Source organism: Paenibacillus sp. FSL K6-2524 (genome assembly GCF_038005525.1).
Lineage (GTDB): Bacteria > Bacillota > Bacilli > Paenibacillales > Paenibacillaceae > Fontibacillus > Fontibacillus anaericanus.
In genome coordinates, this window is the sequence record NZ_JBBOSP010000001.1 from 5954884 (window position 1) to 5975800 (window position 20917).

General features: G+C 40.4%; 18 protein-coding genes and 4 riboswitches. Of the genes, 8 read left to right on the forward strand and 10 right to left on the reverse strand.

Annotated elements, in window-relative coordinates:
- Positions 1-45: 45 nt before the first annotated feature.
- Positions 46-157, reverse strand: a riboswitch (purine riboswitch).
- A 115-nt stretch (positions 158-272) separates the two neighbouring features.
- The 6 genes from NST85_RS27690 to NST85_RS27715 form a co-directional block, all read right to left on the reverse strand.
- On the reverse strand, positions 273-1520 hold the full coding sequence (locus tag NST85_RS27690) for a DUF4153 domain-containing protein (RefSeq protein WP_341190936.1): 1248 nt from the start codon (positions 1518-1520) through the stop codon (positions 273-275).
- A 14-nt stretch (positions 1521-1534) separates the two neighbouring features.
- On the reverse strand, positions 1535-1756 hold the full coding sequence (locus tag NST85_RS27695; protein ID WP_087433474.1) for a helix-turn-helix domain-containing protein: 222 nt from the start codon (positions 1754-1756) through the stop codon (positions 1535-1537).
- A 10-nt stretch (positions 1757-1766) separates the two neighbouring features.
- Positions 1767-2249, reverse strand: coding sequence for a DUF2975 domain-containing protein (locus NST85_RS27700; RefSeq protein ID WP_127191672.1), 483 nt, complete (start codon positions 2247-2249; stop codon positions 1767-1769).
- Between the two features lie 336 nt (positions 2250-2585).
- Positions 2586-2837 carry a hypothetical protein gene (locus NST85_RS27705; RefSeq protein WP_341190937.1) on the reverse strand — a complete coding sequence of 84 codons (252 nt, stop codon included), beginning with the start codon at positions 2835-2837 and terminating at the stop codon, positions 2586-2588.
- Positions 2827-3336 (reverse strand): hypothetical protein, encoded by a 510-nt coding sequence (locus NST85_RS27710; RefSeq protein ID WP_127191670.1) that lies wholly within the window; start codon positions 3334-3336, stop codon positions 2827-2829. The genes NST85_RS27705 and NST85_RS27710 overlap by 11 nt, the downstream gene beginning before the upstream one ends.
- Positions 3337-3357: 21 nt before the next feature.
- The gene (locus NST85_RS27715; RefSeq protein ID WP_341190938.1) at positions 3358-4866 is read right to left on the reverse strand and encodes a GGDEF domain-containing protein; all 1509 of its coding nucleotides are present in this window, start codon (positions 4864-4866) and stop codon (positions 3358-3360) included.
- A gap of 203 nt (positions 4867-5069) precedes the next feature.
- A riboswitch (cyclic di-GMP riboswitch) is annotated at positions 5070-5156 on the forward strand.
- A gap of 104 nt (positions 5157-5260) precedes the next feature.
- A riboswitch (cyclic di-GMP riboswitch) is annotated at positions 5261-5350 on the forward strand.
- A 50-nt stretch (positions 5351-5400) separates the two neighbouring features.
- Between NST85_RS27715 and NST85_RS27720 the strand changes: the two genes are divergently transcribed.
- Entirely contained in the window at positions 5401-6054 is a 654-nt protein-coding gene (locus tag NST85_RS27720; protein WP_341190939.1) for an anthrax toxin lethal factor-related metalloendopeptidase, read from the forward strand.
- A gap of 68 nt (positions 6055-6122) precedes the next feature.
- Here NST85_RS27720 and NST85_RS27725 read toward each other — a convergent pair whose 3' ends face one another.
- From NST85_RS27725 to NST85_RS27735, 3 genes are all read right to left on the reverse strand, one after another.
- Positions 6123-10304: a MucBP domain-containing protein gene (locus NST85_RS27725; RefSeq protein WP_341190940.1), complete on the reverse strand. Its 4182-nt coding sequence runs from the start codon at positions 10302-10304 to the stop codon at positions 6123-6125.
- A gap of 68 nt (positions 10305-10372) precedes the next feature.
- A riboswitch (cyclic di-GMP riboswitch) is annotated at positions 10373-10459 on the reverse strand.
- A gap of 397 nt (positions 10460-10856) precedes the next feature.
- Positions 10857-13286: a glycoside hydrolase family 31 protein gene (locus NST85_RS27730; protein WP_341190941.1), complete on the reverse strand. Its 2430-nt coding sequence runs from the start codon at positions 13284-13286 to the stop codon at positions 10857-10859.
- A 150-nt stretch (positions 13287-13436) separates the two neighbouring features.
- Positions 13437-13793, reverse strand: coding sequence for a nucleotide excision repair endonuclease (locus NST85_RS27735; protein WP_127191666.1), 357 nt, complete (start codon positions 13791-13793; stop codon positions 13437-13439).
- Between the two features lie 227 nt (positions 13794-14020).
- On the opposite strand from NST85_RS27735, the gene NST85_RS27740 reads away from it, so the two are divergent.
- Positions 14021-15229 carry an MFS transporter gene (locus NST85_RS27740; RefSeq protein WP_127191665.1) on the forward strand — a complete coding sequence of 403 codons (1209 nt, stop codon included), beginning with the start codon at positions 14021-14023 and terminating at the stop codon, positions 15227-15229.
- A 146-nt stretch (positions 15230-15375) separates the two neighbouring features.
- On the opposite strand, the gene NST85_RS27745 is transcribed toward NST85_RS27740, so the two are convergent.
- On the reverse strand, positions 15376-15987 hold the full coding sequence (locus NST85_RS27745; protein WP_127191664.1) for a class I SAM-dependent methyltransferase: 612 nt from the start codon (positions 15985-15987) through the stop codon (positions 15376-15378).
- Positions 15988-16205: 218 nt separating this feature from the next.
- Here NST85_RS27745 and NST85_RS27750 point away from each other — a divergent pair, with 218 nt between their 5' ends.
- The 6 genes from NST85_RS27750 to NST85_RS27775 all read left to right on the forward strand — a co-directional run bounded on the left by NST85_RS27750 (position 16206) and on the right by NST85_RS27775 (position 20906).
- Entirely contained in the window at positions 16206-16592 is a 387-nt protein-coding gene (locus NST85_RS27750) for an SET domain-containing protein (RefSeq protein ID WP_127191663.1), read from the forward strand.
- Positions 16593-16771: 179 nt separating this feature from the next.
- Positions 16772-17758, forward strand: a complete 987-nt coding sequence (locus NST85_RS27755) for an SDR family NAD(P)-dependent oxidoreductase (RefSeq protein ID WP_127191662.1) — start codon at positions 16772-16774, stop codon at positions 17756-17758.
- Positions 17755-18873: an undecaprenyldiphospho-muramoylpentapeptide beta-N-acetylglucosaminyltransferase gene (locus tag NST85_RS27760; RefSeq protein WP_127191661.1), complete on the forward strand. Its 1119-nt coding sequence runs from the start codon at positions 17755-17757 to the stop codon at positions 18871-18873. Before NST85_RS27755 ends, NST85_RS27760 begins: the two co-directional genes overlap by 4 nt.
- 11 nt (positions 18874-18884) lie before the next feature.
- Entirely contained in the window at positions 18885-19532 is a 648-nt protein-coding gene (locus NST85_RS27765) for a response regulator transcription factor (protein ID WP_127191660.1), read from the forward strand.
- Positions 19525-20052 (forward strand): hypothetical protein, encoded by a 528-nt coding sequence (locus NST85_RS27770; protein WP_246054019.1) that lies wholly within the window; start codon positions 19525-19527, stop codon positions 20050-20052. Before NST85_RS27765 ends, NST85_RS27770 begins: the two co-directional genes overlap by 8 nt.
- Positions 20049-20906, forward strand: a complete 858-nt coding sequence (locus tag NST85_RS27775; RefSeq protein ID WP_246054018.1) for a sensor histidine kinase — start codon at positions 20049-20051, stop codon at positions 20904-20906. Before NST85_RS27770 ends, NST85_RS27775 begins: the two co-directional genes overlap by 4 nt.
- Positions 20907-20917: the final 11 nt, after the last annotated feature.

A 20917-nucleotide genomic window follows, 5' to 3' on the forward strand; every position in this document is an offset into this window, starting at 1 on the left:
TTTGTCTAAAAACGCAAAAAATCCTAACTTCGTAATAAGGATGTATGACTCAATCCTCATTATCGTAGTTAGGAAGATAAGGCTTCCTGTAGAAACCCTCGCCCTTTTCTTGCATATCTGGCTGCGAGGTTATACGAAAAATGTTGCGAATTACTTTTCACTTGTTTAACCAAATGAAATGTTACATGACAAGTGAATTACTGTCAATGTTAGAAGATGCCAATTACCCCAGCAGGAAATAAAGTCCTAGGCTGTCGCTGTTTTATTAAACTCTAATAAAAGATGAAAGGAAATATAAATGTAACGAAAGCTGCCCAAAGTCCGTAGACCGGCATAAACTTAGTAACCGCATCCTGGATGGTTGAAGGTCCGGTTTTGTTAAGTAGAAATCGCATGTAGGAGAGCATAATCCAACTTAGATTGGCACAGATCAGTATGTTTACGCCTAAAACAGCAAGTCTGTTAGGCGTAATCCCATAAGAAGAGAGCCTGAACACTATGGCTGATAAAGCCACACAGTCAATGATAAGTGCAAGAACAATTAGGCCAAAATTTATATAATCAGAAATGCTCTTTTTCTCGTCATTGCCACTCTCGGTAATGGAGAATATGGTGACAGCCAATACACTAAGGAGTATTCCGTTGAAGGATAGGAGAAAATTGCGGTCCAAGAATGGATTTTTTCCGACCCAAATAACCGTTATAAGATAGACCAACAATGTTACCAGTACAAGAGGACTAAAAATTTTGGCTATATAGGGTGCTATATTTTTAGCAAGTTTAAGGTTGCTTGATACCAGGTATGCAGCCACAATAGCGAGCGCGGCAGCACCAAATATAACGACATTTTCAAAATAGAATTCAGATATATCCATGCCGACAAAACTAAATAACTGCATGGTTAATGCTGTTAGCAGCATTCCGCTAATTGCCATGCTGGCGTAGAGTATACAAAATTCCCCATTAAATTTAAGATAGGCTAATCTTGTCCTACCCATACCATATTCATTTCCTGTAAATGCAATCCCTACTAATACCCATAAGAAAATGGGTAGGTGTAGATAAGCCAGGATAATACTATCTTTATTCTCTAGCGGAAGCATATTCATATAAATTCCTGAGATTAGGAATAACGCTACAAGGGTGTAAAGAATATTTTTGTTGGCTGAATTCTTGTATACAAAATAAATGGCAATAAAGGGAAGTACACCAAATACAAGGTTAATAGGGGATATTGCTTGCTGTTCAACAAAATGCATAATGATCCTGGTGCTAATCCCGGCCAGCAATGCTAAAATGCCCATGAATAAAAAATCTTTCTGAAGCAAGGATGCTTTTTCTGTATTTATCGTCTCCTTGAAATGCAATCTTTCAAACCAAACGGCAAGAACCTGCGAATCAGGGTTCTGTTCCCATGCGGATGAGAATGATTTTTTAAAAGCTTCGGGTTCTATTCTAAACATTCTCTCTAGCTCATGGGGGTTATCCATATTATCAATAATCAGATTGTTAATGTCCATGGTTATACCTCCCCCTATCCTTGCGTATCTTTGTCACTTCTGTATTCTAAAATATCGCCAGGCTGACATTCTAAAGCTTTACAAATCCCCTCTAAAGTGGATAATCGAATCGCTTTTGCCTTTCCATTTTTCAATATAGAAAGATTAGCCATCGTTATTCCAACCCTCTCCGAAAGTTCAGTTACGCTCATTTTCCTTTTAGCCAACATCACGTCAATATTGATTATAATCGCTATGTTATTCACCTCAGACCGTCAAATCATTTTCTGATTTTATATCAATAGCCTCTTTTAATAGCCTTTGAAGAACAGCAGCAAAGACTGCAATCACCATTGAAGCAAAAATAATGACCAATCCGATTACTATGACGCCCGGAGCGTCGTCTTTTTCCCCAATGAGATAAAAGAGTGGCATGTCTACAACATACAAGATACTGATTGTAATTGCGCAGTATTTTATAGTCCTTAGAGCCTTCACAGATAAATCCGAGAAAGCTTTATTCTTGTCAATATAGTTTAAAAGTTTAAAAGCTTGATACAGAGCAAAGTAAAAAGGTATTGCTGTGACATACAAACCGATAAAAACGAGAGATTTCAAAAAGGTCATATCTGGATACAATACTACTGCATAATTCGCTATCTCAGGCACCAGAAATATACATAAAGCAAGAACAGGAATTCCAATAATAATAACAGCTATCTTTAAAAAGATTGTTGTTCCTCGTTTCACAAAAAAAGCACCCCACTTAGTTAATTTAAATTTGACTTTAACATACATTTTATCGTTTTACAATAAATATTTAATGATATATATTATATTATTATTGTTATATGATATCCTCCTTCTAACAAAAAAAGCATTCCTCATTGCAAAGAAATGCTCTTTATGACACCAATTGCCCCAGCGATGGATTTTGAGTTCGCAGCGACTCTATTCTCAAATTATCGCATTTTATTCTTTTTTCCATAGTACATAACGGTTCAAGGTAGGTAAGATTATTTGCTGCGACTAACCACATACCAGCAAAACATGCATAGTCACCATTTGGAGCACTAATGATTACATCTAATGCTTTAGATTTGATGTGGGGATGCTTGTTGTATATATGCATGCTACGATTTCATCCGCTTCTTCCCAAATGGAATAAAGATATGTATGTTCACGGTCAAAATCGATAAGTGTTTGTGCATACTCAAAAAAAGGAGCTTTTTCTCCTGTTGCACCATCTATCGAATAATTCCTTATCATAAACTGATAAACATTTTCAAAGTCTACCAAATAACGATAGGGTCTTCGTGTAATTTTATTATTTGACATCTTTCATCTTCCTATTCCGACCTACCTGAATTTGTTTATAAACCTCATCTGATATTTGTTCCAACGTTGTCTTATGCATTAATTTATATGTACTGATTTTCAGATAATCTTGTCCGTCAATCTTCCCTTGTTCAAGAATTTGGTCCAATGCTGGAAGCCGAAAATCTTTAATAGGCAAATAAGCAAGAATGATGTGCTTCATATCTGTTTTGATATAGATTTTTATTCCTAATAATCGTGGAAAAAGAAGATCTCTGTAATCAAGTTTTATTACTACATCCTCTTGTTTGGCATTTCTTATCGTAGGTATATTAGTAGGCAAAGAAACAAAGTAAACGATTTGCTCAAAGGAATAATCCAATTTCAAGATTTGAAAACCATGTGACTTCGTTAATCTTCTAGTTACAGCCTGGAGTTCCATAGAATAAAAGAATCGACTGCTCAATATAATGATCGATGCGAAAATCAAAACAACAACGATAACACTAAATCCAGTCATAATATCCCAACCCTTCTATAACTATGATGCAACAACGGTATTTCTACCGGATTCCTTGGCCTTATATAGCGCCTGGTCTGCTGTATCAACAAGATCAAATGAAGTAGAGGATCCCAGTTCTTCAGATGATGCAACCCCCAGACTAATCGTCAAGCAGCCTAGTGGCTGTTTTTCCCCACAAGGAAACGACGTATTTTCTACATTAGAACGGATTTGCTCCGCCACCATAACGGCGTTTTCCTTATTCGTATGAGGAAGTAGTACCACAAACTCTTCTCCACCAAATCGAAAAGCTACATCATGCTCCTGTATGGAATGCTGGATCACATCCGCCAGCTGAATTAATACTTGATTCCCAAGCAGATGACCATTTGTATCATTAAAGTGTTTGAAGTAGTCAATGTCTAGCAGGATCAGAGACAACAATCCTTGCCTGCTAACGGGCAAATGTTGTTCTAATAAGGTCTGAAATGCTCGCTGATTAAACAGCCCTGTGAGTCCATCCTTAAGTGCCATATCTTCTATTTTCGTATATAGATGTGTATGTTGAATAGCTATAGCAGCTTGGTTCGCCAGTGGAATAACACTATCTATATCGTTAGCCGTAATAGGTCTTTTATTTACAGGATTATCAATGATAAGTACGCCAACTTTTATTCCCTGGGTAATCAAGGGGAAGACAGCCAGTTCACTCATATTAAATTGGTGGGCGAATAGCAGAAGTGCTTTGTCACTAGTATCAATCTCTTTAATATGAAGTGGGCTTCCACGTTCCAAGGTTTTGTATAGGAAATTAGGTTCATCCAATGATATTTCTAGCCTTTCCACTCGTTCATTAAGCAATAAATCAGCAGATTGCTCTGTTTCCTTGATTTCAATCAGATCCATGAGTTTATATTTGTTCTTTGTAATTCGATCCCATACCGCATAACCCTCTTCAACAGTCATGGGACCCGTGCCCATAATTCCGTTCAATTTACTCCCACTATCATCGATCAGTAGAATCATAGCTCGATTAAAACCTAACCCATATCCAGCGGTGACAGACGTTAAAATAGTCCGTAACAACTTCTTCAAATTAAGTGTCTGTTGCATCGAAGTGCTGACTTCTTTAAACACATTTAACTGTTTAGAATTCTCAGATAATTTATTTAGCCATTCATCACTTTGTGTTTGGAGTTTACTAATATAATTGGATAATAAATATACAACGGCTGCAAATATCAAATATATCAATAAGATAAATAAATCGCTTTCATCAGTTTGGACGACTAAAAGAAGCCAAGCTATACAGGCACTGATCACGGCTCCATATGCATGAAAGCACAACACCGAGATGCCTATAAAGACAGGCAAAATCCAATTTGTATGTACGAAGTCAAATAACAAGCCCTCAATCTCTACAATTACAAGAATAGCTCCTATTAGCATCCATTTATTAAAGATCTCACTAACCTTAAAACGCAAATAATTAATAACGAGTGCAATAGTAAGTGTATACACAATAAATTGAATATATTGCGTGATCATCAGCAATCTCCCCTAATTACATGGTGACTAGATAGATTGAACTATGTGTATTGTAACATCTTTTGGGATTAAAAGGCGGACAGGTTCTTTGTCCCTATACCCCTGTCCCTATGTATTAGTAGATTAATAGAGTTTTCTCTTGACTATTTAATCTATCAGAATTACTATGATGATATATGCTAGATTTATTTTCCAATTTAATATATTGATAAAGGCAAACCCATCGAAAGGTGGCGGCGCAAAACTATAGGGGCTAACGCGATTTCTCGCTACGCCAGCCAGTTACCGATATAGAAGTGCAACGTTATCCGTTGTTATTCAACCCTTCTTATTTCGGTAAGAAGGGTTTTTTGTGTCCTTTATCATCATATTACAACTTCATATGTCAATTCCGTATTGACAAAGGCAAACCCATCGAAAGATGGTGGCGCAAAACTATAGGAGCTACCGCGATATTCACTCGCTACGCTAGCCAGTTACCGATATTGAAGCTTAACGTTTTCTATCTATAAACGTAGGCTCCTGGAGGAATTTATGATGAAATGGACAAAACGTATATTAGCTATACTTATCGTATTTACATTAGTTGGGGCGTTCCCCACATATAAAGCTCAAGCCGCTGATGCTACACTCGATCAATTAGTTGTCTTGCCGAGTGGTGATTATAATACCAAAGAAGCAAAGGCTATGATTGAACGGATTAGTAAAATCCCCGCTCCGATCTTAAAGACTTTGTCTGACAAAGGCGTAAAGATTATTTTGACCAGTGACATCATTACTAAAGTTCCTGAACTCAGCTACCTAAAAGGTGTGACTCCAAGAGGTTGGGAAGGCACTGGATTAACATGGGATGATGTACCCGGTGTCAGCGAGAAAGTTGTTGTTGCTCGTATTGGTTATAGCAAGAAAGGCCAAGGCCATAACTCGTTCAATCTCGAGATACATGAAACTCTGCACGCTGTAGATCGCTTTGTATTTAATGGAGTAAGTGATTCGGAGGATTTCAAGGGTATCTTCAACAAAGAAGCTAGTGTCAACTACAACCAGGATGGTTACGTCTCGGTATATCCAGCAGAATATTTTGCTGAAACAGCAAGCTTATACCTATACAATGATACAACCCGTGAAGAATTGAAGAAGAGCACGCCTTTAACTTATGATTTTATGGACAAGCTTTTCAATAGTTAATTTAATGAGCGGCCCTATAACAAAAGCTCCCCTCTGATTAATCAGAGAGGAGCTTTTATTGTTATTTCTTAAGGATACACGCGATCGGATTTCACTTCAGTCCAAGTCTCGGATCCATCTTCGTTTCTGCTGTAATCATGATGATTCGTTGCTTCAAGCACTTCCGTATAATACCACTTAGCTATATTATTGTCCGGCCATGCCTTTGCATCTTCATGAATACCAGGTACTCTAGTCTTACGATTCAATACACTGTTGATGAAAGCCATGGCTTCAGCACGTGTAATGTATTGATTTGGTTTAAATGTTCCATCTGGATAACCTTTAATCCAACCTTTGTTTGCTGCAGATACGATATACTTTGCAGCCCAGTGGTCTTTAATGTCAGAGAACAACGTGTTCTCTTGCTCGTCCAAATGATCAAATCTTGATGCGATTGCAGCAAATTCTGCTCTTGTAATTTGACGACCTGGTTTGAACGTTCCATCCGGGTAGCCAGTGATGATGCCTGCGTTCTCCATCGTAGCGATGTGTTTGTTCGACCAGCGACTACCTTCAACATCTCCATAGGAGCTGTCGTTCTTAAGGTAACTACTGCGTGTCTCATCATCCATCAATCTGTAGAAGATTGCTGCAACTTCTTCACGGCTGATCCGGTTCTCCGGTTTGATCGTTCCGTCTGGATAACCATTAATGTAATTATAATGATTCTCTTTCTCCAACGTTGGTGGTGCTGGAGGCAACGGAGCAACTACTGGAGGTGCCGGTGGCAATGGTGTAGTAGTGCTTGGCGTTGATGTATTCGGATTTGACGGCGTTCCTGGATTCGGATCAACAGGTGCATTTTTCGTGTAATAGAAAATGTATTCCTGTCCCTCATTGTCCCCAACTTGGAAGGTATCTGTAGACTTCACAGCAGTATACCCCGGAATTGATATTGCCGTTAATGAAATTGTACTTCCGACAATGCCGCTTGCCTTTGTTGGCTCCGCCACTTGCGTATTCGTTCCTTGAAGATGATACTTCACAGTCACATGTTGATACTGATCTACTGGAGTTCCATCTTTGCTGTAATAGATGAGGAATTCCTGATCTGGCTCACCAGTGAGCGTAATTGAGTACGTCGGTGACTCAGGAGTGTACACCGCATCAGTTACAGTAATCTGTGACGGTGGTATATGAGTGATCGTTGCACCTTGTTTGCCGAATACAATATCATTACCAAGCTCGGCATTCGTTCCAAGTTCCAAATATTTCACCAATACCTGTTGTTGATCTACGGCATTTTTCAAGATGTAGTAAAAACTAGTAGACTGTTTTAATTCGTCCGTAATTACGTAGTCAACGTTAGACTCATCCGGTGTGTATACCGCATCACCTACTGTAATTGGCTCTGCGCGGAGAATATCTCCTACAACGCCTTCAAGAATAATAGGATCAATAAGAGGTAGATTCGTTACTAGATTAATATAGTTCACAGTCACGAAGCGCTTGAGATCAGGAGCGTTCTTTGTGTAGAGCAAGGTTCTCTCTTGGTCTGCATCAGCTGTAAATTTATAACTGTAATCATTTTCACTACTTGCTGTGTATCCAGAGGTAATCTCTGGTTCAAGTGTAATTGATTCACCTGCTACACCAGTTCTAGTAGTTGTAGTGATTACATTATTTGTAGCCTTATCTACATGCTTCACAGTGACTGTTTGCGTGTTCGCTGTGTAGAACAAAGTTCTCTCTTGGTCTTCATCAGCTGTAAATTTGTAACTGTAATCATTTTCACTACTTGCTGTGTATCCAGAGATAATCTCTGGTTCAAGTGTAATTGATTCACCTGCTACACCAGTTCTAGTACCTGTAGTGATTACATTATTTGTAGCTTTATCTACATGCTTCACAGTGACTGTTTGCGTGTTCGCTGTGTAGAACAAAGTTCTCTCTTGGTCTGCATCAGCTGTAAATTTGTAACTGTAATCATTTTCACTACTTGCTGTGTATCCAGAGATAATCTCTGGTTCAAGTGTAATTGATTCACCTGCTACACCAGTTCTAGTAGTTGTAGTGATTACATTATTTGTAGCTTTATCTACATGCTTCACAGTGACTGTTTGCGTGTTCGCTGTGTAGAACAAAGTTCTCTCTTGGTCTGCATCAGCTGTAAATTTGTAACTGTAATCATTTTCACTACTTGCTGTGTATCCAGAGATAATCTCTGGTTCAAGTGTAATTGATTCACCTGTTACACCAGTTCTAGTAGTTGTAGTGATTACATTATTTGTAGCTTTATCTACATGCTTCACAATTACTGTTTGAGCAATAGCTGTGTAGTACAAAGTTTTCACTTGGCCTTCTTCAGCAGTAATGGTATAACTGTAGCTTTCGTTATCTGCTTTGTATCCGGGAATATCCACTGTTTTGAGTGTAATAGTTTCTCCCGTTTTTCCCTCTTGAGTGGTTGCAGGAGCGAGTACATTAGTCGTACCTTTTTCCATGTGCTTCACAGTTACTGTTTGAGCAATAGCTTCATAGTTAAAAGTGATAGTTACGTCTTTATTAGGCATCTTTCCAGTTACGTGCCCATCTTTCGAGGTTAAGCCGCTGTTTTCCGGGCTTAGCTCCACGTTCTTGAAAAGATATCCTACAAATTCCTTACTGCTGTAATCTACCGCTTCTCCTTGAAGTATAATGATTGGCTCAGACTGTTCAAGTACGTTGTCGCCAGCCTTATATACAACTTTGAGTGTATAAGGGACTTTAGGGGCTTTCACATATCCAAACCAGATGGTTGGAGAAGGCGCCTTAGTAGTCAGCTGCACACTTGTTGGACTTGTACCAACATTGAGCTGATACCCATCAACAGCTTTTGCCGTTACATCATAGTCCTTGTTGATATCAAGCGCTGGTTTTCCATTTACAATAAACGGTTCGTTGTATAGCTGTTCTGCTAACTCAGGTTTCTCTACAACGACTCCGTCTGCATTGATTGGTAGACCGTCCGCATTGACGCTATATCCTCTGACGGTAATGGAACCTTTACCGAAGCTCACTTCAGGTACTATGAAGTTCTTCGATGTGGATTTACCATTGACGTCGGTATAGCTCATTGTCGTTACTTTATTGGTCGGATACAACACATTAGGATCTGCATCATTATCCATTTTAACGATGTAGCTCATTGTTGCAGGGGAACCCTCAACAATGTTACCAATTTCCCACGTTATCGTCTCTGACTTGCTATCCCAAGAAGTTGTTCCTTGCGATACCGTAGGACCATCGATCTTATCGAACTTAGCTCCCATCGGATCGATAACTCTTGCGTTTTGTGCTGCATACGAAATCTTGCTAGACAATTCTGTAAAAACTTTGTTCAGTTCAGAACTGCTAGATTCGTAATAGCCCTTATTTTGGGTGTTATTCAGTACATACTTTGCATTGGCACTGTCCCCAACTTCAAGCCCTATGGAATAAATACCAATGCCACCATCTTTGGCTAGCTTAGCCTCTGAGATAGTGCCAATACCATTGTTTTTTACGTCAAATCCATTTACTTTATAAGTTTCCTTGCCTATTCCGAAAAAGCCCTCAGATAACGCATAATCATCACCTGAACCGAGTTGTTTACTGTAATCAAAATCTGAAAGAGCAAATTTAAATTTGTTATCTGGCCAATTATAAGCTGTCGCTTTACCCGCCTTATAACTATACGTCGGTTCTCCATCACTTAAGAGGACAATGACCTTATTCTGTGCTTGGCTTCCATTCAATAACGTACGGGCACGATTGATCCCTGCCTGAATATTGGTGCCTCCCGAAGCAGAAATACCATTAATTTTAGTCTTTAGAGACTCTTTTCCTGCTGTTCCTTGAAAATCAGATTCAGTTGTTACTCCCTCGCCAAAGGACACAAAAGCGATTCTTGTCTTCGAATCTTTAATTAACAAATTGTCGACGAATTTCTTCGCAGCCTCTTTAGCTTTGGTCATCCGACTACCGTCCATACTTCCGGATCGGTCCATAACCAATACAACATCCGAAGTGCTCTGAATATTCTTGCCCTCAACTGTCAACGTTACTTTCCATTGACCCTGTGTCCCTGTAGGTTCAGCCGTCTTTGTCAGATTAACCGCTCCCGGATTGGGCCAGATTAATTCATTCGATGCTGCCGCTGAACTTACGGGCAGGGTACCTGGTATAAATCCTGCGAACACTGACACTATAAACAGCCACGTTACTACAAGTTTCAAACCCCGTTTCATATCTTCCTCCTTAGTTTATGGATTTAGCTCCCCGGAACGCAAAAAAGTCCGGCTGCATTAACGATGTTAATTGCAGCCGGACGATCATGAGTCAAAGACTGTTAGATTCCGAGGCTTTGCGAGCTAATCTTTCGATTAGTGTGCCAAAATATATAATTGTCGTTAGCGCAGTCATACTTTCGTGATATTGATCATATTAATCTGTCTTAATCCAGTATAAGGGAACTATCACAGGACAAATATATCTTACACCCCTAAAATTGTCAATTGCTCTATTAAAGTGAATATTTTCACAAATAGTTTCATATTTTCACGTTTTCATTCAATTTTATTAGCCCTTTCTATAGCCTTCATGGAAGAATTCTATTGATGTCGACTGTTGTATTAATGTGCCAGAATAAAAGTTTGATTTTTCGACAAATTCCCAACACCTAAAAGTTGATTCCAATTCCCTAATCATATTCTTATCCTCTCCGACTTAAAGGTTCATAACAAATAAAAAAAACAGACAAAGGGACGCTTTTGAGCTAGGCTTTTGTCTGCTATTTTTGCTTATTTTACACTTATGTTCTTCGAGAATCCTGCCTCAATCTTCACGTACGTTACATCACCATACTGATCTGTTCCGTGTGCCCAACCTTCACCGGCTTGGTTCGTAAGAGCTGCCACATCTTTAACTTCAGATAATGCGGACCCGCCTGAAGTCATGCTCCCTCCAGCAAGACCATGAAACTTAACCAGATAATATCCCAGGTCTGGAGTGAACGTCCCCACTTTATTTGCGGTTGTGAAGACAAGCTCACCTGCTTTCGCCTGCGTTGAGAGTTGCTGTCTGAAGTATTGACCTGTTTCATAACTATAGGTATCGCCGTCATCATCGTAATAGATAAATGATGTCTCAGATGTATCCGGAAATACATCTACGGTTAGAATATCAACCTTCTTCTCACCAATGTAATTCATTACGGGCTGGGTCGGAATGATTGCCCCACGCTTAATGAACAGCGGGATATCGGACCAATTTGTCAGATCAACCTGGTGAGTGATTGTTTGCCCGCCTTGATACTCCGTGCCGTCCATATAATTAATCCACTGCCCTTGAGGTAAGTAGATCGACTTTACAGCTTCATCCTGACTCACCACCGGAGAGACCAACAGCCAATCTCCAAACATCCAGGAATCGACATCATTCTCAACCTGCGGGTCTTGCGGATAATCGAACACTAACGGTCTTACTAGTCCAATTCCTGTTTCATAAGTCATCCGTTCATAAGAATAAATATAAGGAATAAGTTGATACCTTAACTCGATGGCCGCCTTCGCCGCCGCTTCCGCCGTATCTCCGAAGTACCAGGGTTGACGCTGCATATCCTGTTGGCCATGAACCCTGAATATAGGAGTAAAAGCACTAAACTGCATCCAACGTGCATAGTTGTCAGGTTCCGGATTACTTTGGAAACCACCTGTATCCATTCCCCATTTGAATTGACCCACGTTAATCGAGGTTAACATACGCTCCCGTTGATTCGCCATCGTGTCAAAACCCGAAGTGATATCACCCGACCATAACCCATAGGCATATTTCTGTGCGCCAAGATAATAATTCCGATTAATCGACCAGACTCTTTTGTCGGAATATTCCCTTTGTCCCTCGTAGAGTGCCTTCTGCATATTGATGAACTGCATTGTCGTATAACCTTCATCCGCTTCGTCATTCCAATAACCGATGATTCCTGTATCAAAGGCTTGCTTCGTATGCTCAAAATACCACTTACGAACCTCTTCTTTATCAAAATTGAGATCGTTTACTGCCTGATGCGAGAAATAGTCTAAATAATTCTTTTTGCCGGGCCACCAGAAGTCATGTTCGGATGCATATTTGCCTTGCTCTGTATTTACATGTAGGCGTGGTTTAAAAATACCGGTCAACTTAATTCCCAGGTCATCCATGGTTTGTTTAAGTTCTCCCGATGATCCACTTGGAAACTTCACTTCATTCCAGCGAAACTCACCATATTGATCTTCACTCCAAGCCTTCCAATCAAAGTCGAGTGTGAAGCTATCGATGGGAATCTGTTTCTTACGGTAGGTGGACACTTCCTGTAGAAGCTCTTGCTCATCAATCCCCCACTCACTGTTCATAAAACCCATTGCCCATTTCGGAAATAATGGAGGTGTTCCGCTAATATCTGCTACCGTACTCATCATTGCCGCAGGAGTACCTATGAGGACGTAATAGTGCACACCTTTCCTTGAAGTATTCCTGAACGAGATAATACCCTCATCATTATTGTACCTAGCATCTATAGTATCTACTAACAGACCATATCCTGCGCTGCTCCATACTAGCGGTGCTCCGGGATGACCTTGCTGTCCGCCTCGGACAATCATTGTATCTCCTAACAATATCCCATCCGCCGAACCCTCGGATGCGTTATAACCACCAATTCCATATAAACGATCATTCTGATCATGGGTAAATTCGACTTCATCTACTATGGATTCTAACAAGTCGGGATGTTCAAGCAAAAGCTTTTTCTTTGCATCATAAAAGGTAAGACTTCGTTTCACTGTATCGATCTTTACTTCCATTTGTTCCGTTGAAATGATAATAGAATTACTACTGGTGTCGATTGTTGCTCCAACGGGTGTGAACTGTCGATTTGCGATCACTTCCGTATCAGGATCGGCAACTCCGTTCGGATTCACTTGTACACTTACCGCATCAGCTTGAATTACATCGATCATAATGATATGAGGTCCAGCCTTCAACTCAAGATGATCCTGATCTACTCGTGCAATTGTCAATGCGTTGACATCAGACGCGGGTGCTGTTCCGACTATGGCGGTATTTGTTACTTCTGGGATACTGTTCGTATCCTGTTTCCCCTGAATAATCGCAATTATTCCAATAACGATGATGACAGTAACCACTAAGATCAATCCACTAAGCAACAACTTCTTATTACTCCTATATTGCATCTCAACAGCCCTCCTTAGATCTGTGCAAACGTTACCACATGCTTATTATTTACCATATTATACCGATAGTCAACGTAAAAAAGGACACCTGTGTAGGTGCCCTCTTATTTCAATATAGTTGCTGGTATCTTTATTTAGCGCTTCAAGCTACTAAGCGAAGAACACCTTGTCCACATTGTATTTGGCCTTGAGTTCATTGATGATATAAGTTTCATAGATTTCTCTATGAACAGGGTCCTCGATCAAACAAACTTCTATCTTAGTAACTTCGTTTCTATTCATTTTGATCACGGATACCGTGTCTTCAAAATGCTTTTTAATTCTAGGTCTTAACTTTCTTGCCTTGCCAACGAACAACAACTCGTCTTTGTCGTTGTAAAACATAAATATTCCCGCTTTATCTCTAGGAATCAGGTGGAAATCAGTAAACCCATAAATATTGCTCAGTTCAGGAGCAATCTGTTTGTAAATGGTAACATCCGGTGTTGGAATGGTTATGTTGATCATTCTAATTCACTTCCTCTTTCTATATCGCTGTAAATACACTATCACAAATCTTAATGTAACACCATTATCGAAGTAACATCCTCCGTCATATATGAAAATAACTCTTGAAAATATTTTCATAAAACTAAATAATGTTAATCAGGTCTTATTTATCGGGACTTCTACATAACGAGGTTATAATTTCACTTCATTATATTTCAGACATAAGAAAGGTTGGCATTTACAGCATGGATCTTACTCAAAGTATCGACAAGAAACAGGCGCGCAAAGAACCGTTCCCCATCTCCATACTTTCCCTTACGGTAGGTGCATTTGCAATTGGCATGACTGAGTTTGTCATTATGGGGTTACTTCCCAATGTGGCTTCTGATTTAGATGTGAGTATCTCAACCGCAGGGCAACTGATTACTATGTATGCTCTTGGGGTAGCCATTGGTGCTCCCATACTGACGATCCTCACACAACGAATTCCTCAAAAAAAGCTTTTGTGTCTGCTTATGATTTTATTCATTATTGGTAACGGAATTTCTGTACTGGCTCCGAATTATACCATTCTAATGATAGCCCGTATGATTACAGCGTTAACGCACGGGACTTTCTTTGGTGTGGGAGCGGTCATTGCCTCCAATCTTGTACAGCCAAATAAGCGTGCCGGTGCAGTGTCCATTATGATGGCAGGCTTAACTATTGCCAATATTATCGGTGTTCCAGGTACATTTATCGGACAACATATGGGGTGGCGTGCTTCCTTTGGTGCGATTGCAATCATGGGAGTTATTGCGCTGATCGGAATCCTTATTTTTATTCCGCAACTTAAACAAGAGAAGCCAGTCAGTTTAGCAGAACAGATCACGGCTTTGGCCCAACCCAAGCTACTTTTATTTTTACTTATTGGAGCTTTAGGTAATGCCAGCTTGTTCACCGTGTTTACTTATATCACTCCACTACTAGAGCAAGTCACTGGGTTTGCCGAGCATAGTGTAACCTGGATACTGGTCCTATTTGGCTGTGGCGTGACCATTGGCAATATCGTAGGTGGGAAACTTGCCGATTGGAAGCTAATGCCTTCCCTACTTGGACTTTATTTTGCGATATGTATTATTCTTACCATCTTCACCTTTACAATATATAATCCCATAACTGCCGTAGTGACCATCTTCCTCTGGGGCATTGCTTCCTTTGCGGTGATGCCAGGGCTACAAGTTCGGATTATGAGTCTAGCACAATCGGCGCCAGCACTTGCCTCTACGGCTAGCCATTCCGCAGGTAATCTAGGAAACGCAGCAGGAGCTTTTATTGGGGGTTGGGTCATAACCCACCTAGCGATAACCTCACTTCCATGGGTTGGCGCTCTGCTTGTTGGACTCGGTCTGATTATTGGGGCTGCAGCATACATGGCTGAACGTAAAAAAACAGTCAAGCCACAAGGTCATTAAAAGTCACAACAAACTAGGACTCTAAATTTGGAATATATCTTCTACTATATAACTAAGTAAAAGCCTGCCACCACGGCAGGCTTTTACTATTTTCAGGTCGACATAACATTGTGACATATCCCTCGATTGATAATTAAAGAACCTTATTACTTGCCCTTGCCAGGCTTCGCCCAAATAAGATGGGCCGTGTTCAACCAGTAACTTTCCACTCGCTGGACTGATAGCTCTGTTTGTGAGATCAGCCCTAACATGTCCCTAGTATGGTGACATCCAATTGTTCTAAACAAAAGGGGATCCAGTACTTTTTGGACAGTCGAAGCTACAAAGTTTGAGCTTATCCCGTGTTCCATCAATAAAATATTCCCCTCCGGCTTGCACCATCGACTGATTTTGTGGAGCACCCGTAATGGATTCTCATAACTGCAAAAGGATAAGGTAGAGACGATGGTATCAAATGAATGATCCTGGAACTCCAGCTCTTCGATGTCGGACAGAATAAAATCGACGTTTAAAGAATGATGACTTGCGGCTCTCTTTGCTTTGCTCAGCATCTCAGGACTAAAATCTACCGCGGTAATTTTCACATGAGGTCGATAAAATGGAAAGTTAGCTCCTGCCCCTACGGAAAGCTCCAGGATTTCTCCATCTGCTTGTTTTAATAGCTTCTTCCTCCATTGCTGCTGCGTTTTACCTTCTCTTCTATTCTCATATTGCCTGGCCTGCCGGTCAAATAAACGAACCTGTCTTCCCTTTTCCATCCGCTCTCCCCCTCCTCATTCAGCCCTTTACTAATAAAAAAATGAATTGTACGAATAATAACTTTATCCGGCAAATGCTGTACTACTTATTTTCGAGTAAATAGCTCAATTTCCTCTATCTTCAACATTTCATTGCTGTTTTGCTACCAGTGGGTTAAAATTACGTTCTCAAGAGCTCACGAAAGCTCCATAAACTTAAGAACTCGAAGGTGACTAACATGATAGAGGTTAAAATTTCCAAACTTAGCGATGGAGAGTTCAATAGAGGTGTATTTGCAAAACGTGATATAGCAAAGGGTGAGCTTATACATGAAGCACCCGTCATTCCTTATCCAGATGAGGACAATGAGTTTATAGATAAGACCATATTCTCAGATTATGTGTTTCAATATGGCGTTAACCATGCGGCTCTCGTCCTAGGATACGGCAGTTTGTTTAACCACTCCTATACACCTAACGCAACTTACGACATTAACTTTGATAATCACACGTTTGACTTTTATGCCTATACCGATATAAAGGCTGGGGAAGAGATCCTCATTAACTATAACGGAGATGTCGACTGTGATGATCCTCTATGGTTTTATAAAGATCAGGAAAAATAAGCTACTGGGACAGGAATGCTGTCCCTTCTCTCCCATCTGCTATCCCATAGACACCGCAACCATTTTGTTGCAGTGTCTTTTTTTTTGTCGTCTTGGACAAATATCCATCCCCTATCCCATTTGCCATACTGGTGTAACATACGCGCCCTAAAATTGTCCTCAAGGGAGGGAATTAAACATTGAACAACAAGACGATTTTAATTACCGGAGGAACAGGATCTTGGGGACGGGAACTCGTTGCGAGGTTGCTAGAAAGAGAGCCCAAGGAAATCCGGATTTTTTCCCGGAATGAGGCCTTACAGGTAGAAATGAAGCAAGAGTTTGATCATCACCCTAAATTAACTTTTATTATTGGAGATATTCGCGATCAGGATGAGATTATGCAGGCTTGTCAGAACGTGGATTATGTATACCACTTAGCGGCCTTAAAACATGTGCCAATCTGTGAGCAACAACCAGACAGTGCGATGAAGACGAATGTAATCGGGACTGGTTATGTCATTCAAGCAGCGATCAAAAACGAAGTTGATAAAGTAATCTATGTATCGACCGATAAAGCATCACACCCATCTAGCACTTACGGAATGACCAAAGCCATTGGAGAGAAGCTGATTGTACATGCCAACCTCCGGGAAGGTAACACCAAATTTGTATGCGTGCGAAGTGGCAATGTCCTCGGATCCGCGGGCAGTGTGGTTCCTATTTTCAAACAACGAATTGAGCAAGGATTGGACATTAACCTTACGGATGCGGGAATGACCCGATTTTTCTTAACTATAGAAGATGCTATTACACTCTTACTTAAAGCGACGGAGGAAAGTCGTGGTGGCGAGGTATATGTTACGAAAATGCCTGCATGTAACATCAAAGATCTTGCTGAAGTATTGATCCAGGAGTTATCGACGACAAACATTAAAATTAACGAAGCAGGCGCTCGCCCTGGCGAAAGCTTGAGTGAATCGCTGATTTCAGAATTTGAAAGCAACACTTCATTTAACATGGATGATCAATATTATGTGATCCTGCCCCCTTTTCCTATTGAAGGATTACAAGAAGCTTATGCCACTAGCATGCCTGTAGATTTTCAAAGTTACCAGTCAGATCAGTCTTTGCAGAGCAAATCAGAAATAAGAACAATGCTACAGCAAGGAGGGTTCCTGGCATGAGTACAACAATCGTTTTTACCGGTGGAGGTTCTGCTGGCCATGTGTCAGGTAATCTAGTATTGATCCCAAGGTGTAGTGAAGAGAATTGGGACATCCATTATATTGGATCAGAAGATGGGATTGAGCGTAAGCTAACGGCCGAGTACAAAGAAGTAACTTACCACCCTATTTCTACGGGGAAATTGAGAAGATATCTCTCCTGGGAGAATGTGACCGACGTGTTCAAAGTCGTACGAGGCATATTTCAATCTTACCGACTGATTCGGAAACTGAAGCCCGATGTGATTTTCTCAAAAGGAGGATTCGTGTCGGTACCGGTTGTGCTTGGGGCGAAACTCAATAAAGTGCCGATTATTATTCATGAACCTGACCTCAATTTGGGACTTGCTAATAGGATCTCACGGCCTTTTGCGCAGATTATGTGCACTACTTTTCGGGAGACAGCCCAGAGATATAATTCGCCCAAGACTGTATATGTAGGCCCAATCCTAAAAGAAGAACTCAAATTAGGCAGCATGCTACGCGGATTCATCTCCTGCGGTTTCACTTCGGACAAACCTGTTCTGCTTATTATGGGAGGCAGTCAAGGAGCACATCGCATTAACCAAATGGTGAAAAGTGTACTTTCTGAGCTGGTAGAAAACTTTCAGGTTGTTCATATCTGTGGGAAAGGTAAGCTAGATCATACTCTGTCGATGCCTGGTTATAAGTCTTATGAGTTTGTCACGAAAGAGTTACCGGATCTACTAGCCATGGCAGATATCGTCGTGTCCCGTGCTGGATCGGGTTCCATTATGGAGCTTCTATCACTGCAAAAACCGATGTTGTTAATTCCTCATATCCAGGGTGGAAACCGTTCGGGGCAACAGGTGAATGCTCAAAATTTTCAACAGCAAGGTTTCGCCGATGTATTACTTGAAGAACAGATGACATCGCAAAGCTTCCTTAAAGCGATCAAGCAATTATATAAGAACCGGACGAAGTACATTGATAGAATGAAGGAACATGAGCATGGCGAGGGTACGGATAAGGTCATGGATTTGATCCGAAGGGCTAGTGGTCATGAGATAAGAACGACGATAGATGGCAACCCTAATAAGGCCCATATCCATTAAAAGGAGCCTGTATGAATATATTAATCGCAGATGATGAGCCCTATATGCTCAAGATTCTAAATGCTTATTTTGAAAAAGAAGGCTTCACGACCTATCAAGCATATGACGGTGAAGAAGCTCTGCATATTTTCTACCATCATAAAATCGATTTAGCGGTTCTCGACTGGATGATGCCTAAAGTGAATGGGATAGAGGTCTGCACGGAGATCAAGAAACAGAGCAAGACCAAAGTGCTGTTGTTAACGGCAAAAGGTGAGGCTGATGATGAATTAATCGCATTACAATCAGGTGCGGATGAATATATGAGCAAACCGTTTGATCCTCGGGTATTGATTGTAAGAACCAAAAAACTACTGCAAATGGAAAGCCTAATTTATATCGAGGATCTAAAAATAGATATGGCCGGGCAAAAGATTTTCAGAAATAATAAGGACCTACAGGCAACGAATAAAGAGTTTCATTTAATGCGTTATTTTATTGAAAATAAAGGGGTCATTCTCTCGAGAAAAGCTTTGTTAGACCAAGTTTGGGGATTCGACTATTTTGGCGAAGAAAGAACGGTCGATACGCATATCCGCAGACTTAGGGCTAAGATCGGTGATCATGTGATAAAAACACATCGGGGTATGGGCTACAGTTTGGAAGAAACCCATGAATAAATTAAATAAAAAGTTAATTGCGCGGATTTTACTTGTATTTTCTGTGGTCGTTATTTTTTCTTTTGTCATGAACACTTTTTTCTTACCTAAATATCTTTTGTATCAGAAAAAACAATCACTGTCTGCTCTAACAGAACAGATCGAGATGATGGATACGAAGCAGTTGCTACAAGATGTGGAGGTCCTTGAGAATGAGCATAGTGTAACCATTGTTTATACGACTCTAACGGATAATGTAGATAACCTAAATGAGCTAATCAAAGATAGCTTGGGTAGAAAAGGGATTACACTGAGCAAGTTCTGGATCACGGATGAAAGTATCGAAAAGCTCAACGAGAATAAGATTGTTCGAAAGATCTATAACCAGGAAAAGTTGAAATCGAGCTTTCTTGTTTCTTTTTTGAAGAAGGATAATCAGATCTTTGTCATTGGTGAGTCGATCTCACATTCAACGGAGACGCTGAGGATCGTCAATCAATTTAATATATATATATTTATGTTGGAGAGTTGTTGTTATTGATCTTGTTGTCTGGGCTGTTTACAAGACGCATCGTAAAGCCACTAGCTCAAATCCAGACAGCAGCAGAGGAAATTTCGAAGTTATCTTTCACCAAGGTCCAAGTGCAAACGGGCGATGAAATCGAGATTTTAGCGCAGAGCATTAATCTAATGAGTGATAAGTTAGAGTATGCACATCAAGAATTAGCAGTTAAAAATGAAAACTTGCGCAATTTTATCGCAGATATATCGCATGAGTTGAAGACCCCCCTGTCCTTAATCAAGGCCTACTCTGCAGGTATAAAGGATGGAATGGATGATGGTACTTATATTGATGTTATTGAGCAGCAAACCGATGATATTTCGAGGTTAGTGAGCAAGCTTCTCGATCTTTCTAGATTGCAGACGGATCAATATACGATGAGCGCTTGGGATTTCAAACTGTTGTTCGAAAGGACATTAGAGAAGTATCGCATTTCTACTCAGCAGCAGAACATTGAGATCTCTGTGGATGATAGCTTGCTTAAAGATTCACGAGTTGTGGCAGATGAACAGAAGATCGAGATGGTCCTGAATAATTTGATAACTAATGCGGTGAAATATACAACGGATGGACGTATCCATATTACCCTTGCTAACAAGGATGATAACTTGTTCTTTACGATAGCCAATGGAATCGAGGAGCATGAGGGGCAACCGCAGGGGCAGTGGGATAACATCTGGGAGCCATTTTACGTGTTGGAGAGTTCCCGAAATAAACAGCTTAGCGGAACGGGCCTTGGTCTATCGATTGTAAGAGCTATTTTGCAGAAACATGATTCCACCTTCGGATTCAATATCCTTCGCGGAGAGATAGAATTCTATTTCTCATTGTAGAGGTAGGTGAC

Coding starts and splice junctions, on each gene's coding strand:
- NST85_RS27725 (WP_341190940.1), bottom strand. CDS start 10,304: ATGAAACGGGGTTTGAAACTTGTAGTAACGTGGCTGTTTATAGTGTCA.
- NST85_RS27765 (WP_127191660.1), top strand. CDS start 18,885: ATGAATATATTAATCGCAGATGATGAGCCCTATATGCTCAAGATTCTA.
- NST85_RS27745 (WP_127191664.1), bottom strand. CDS start 15,987: ATGGAAAAGGGAAGACAGGTTCGTTTATTTGACCGGCAGGCCAGGCAA.
- NST85_RS27740 (WP_127191665.1), top strand. CDS start 14,021: ATGGATCTTACTCAAAGTATCGACAAGAAACAGGCGCGCAAAGAACCG.
- NST85_RS27760 (WP_127191661.1), top strand. CDS start 17,755: ATGAGTACAACAATCGTTTTTACCGGTGGAGGTTCTGCTGGCCATGTG.
- NST85_RS27735 (WP_127191666.1), bottom strand. CDS start 13,793: ATGATCAACATAACCATTCCAACACCGGATGTTACCATTTACAAACAG.
- NST85_RS27750 (WP_127191663.1), top strand. CDS start 16,206: ATGATAGAGGTTAAAATTTCCAAACTTAGCGATGGAGAGTTCAATAGA.
- NST85_RS27715 (WP_341190938.1), bottom strand. CDS start 4,866: ATGATCACGCAATATATTCAATTTATTGTGTATACACTTACTATTGCA.
- NST85_RS27730 (WP_341190941.1), bottom strand. CDS start 13,286: ATGCAATATAGGAGTAATAAGAAGTTGTTGCTTAGTGGATTGATCTTA.
- NST85_RS27770 (WP_246054019.1), top strand. CDS start 19,525: ATGAATAAATTAAATAAAAAGTTAATTGCGCGGATTTTACTTGTATTT.
- NST85_RS27710 (WP_127191670.1), bottom strand. CDS start 3,336: ATGACTGGATTTAGTGTTATCGTTGTTGTTTTGATTTTCGCATCGATC.
- NST85_RS27690 (WP_341190936.1), bottom strand. CDS start 1,520: ATGGACATTAACAATCTGATTATTGATAATATGGATAACCCCCATGAG.
- NST85_RS27720 (WP_341190939.1), top strand. CDS start 5,401: ATGATGAAATGGACAAAACGTATATTAGCTATACTTATCGTATTTACA.
- NST85_RS27705 (WP_341190937.1), bottom strand. CDS start 2,837: ATGTCAAATAATAAAATTACACGAAGACCCTATCGTTATTTGGTAGAC.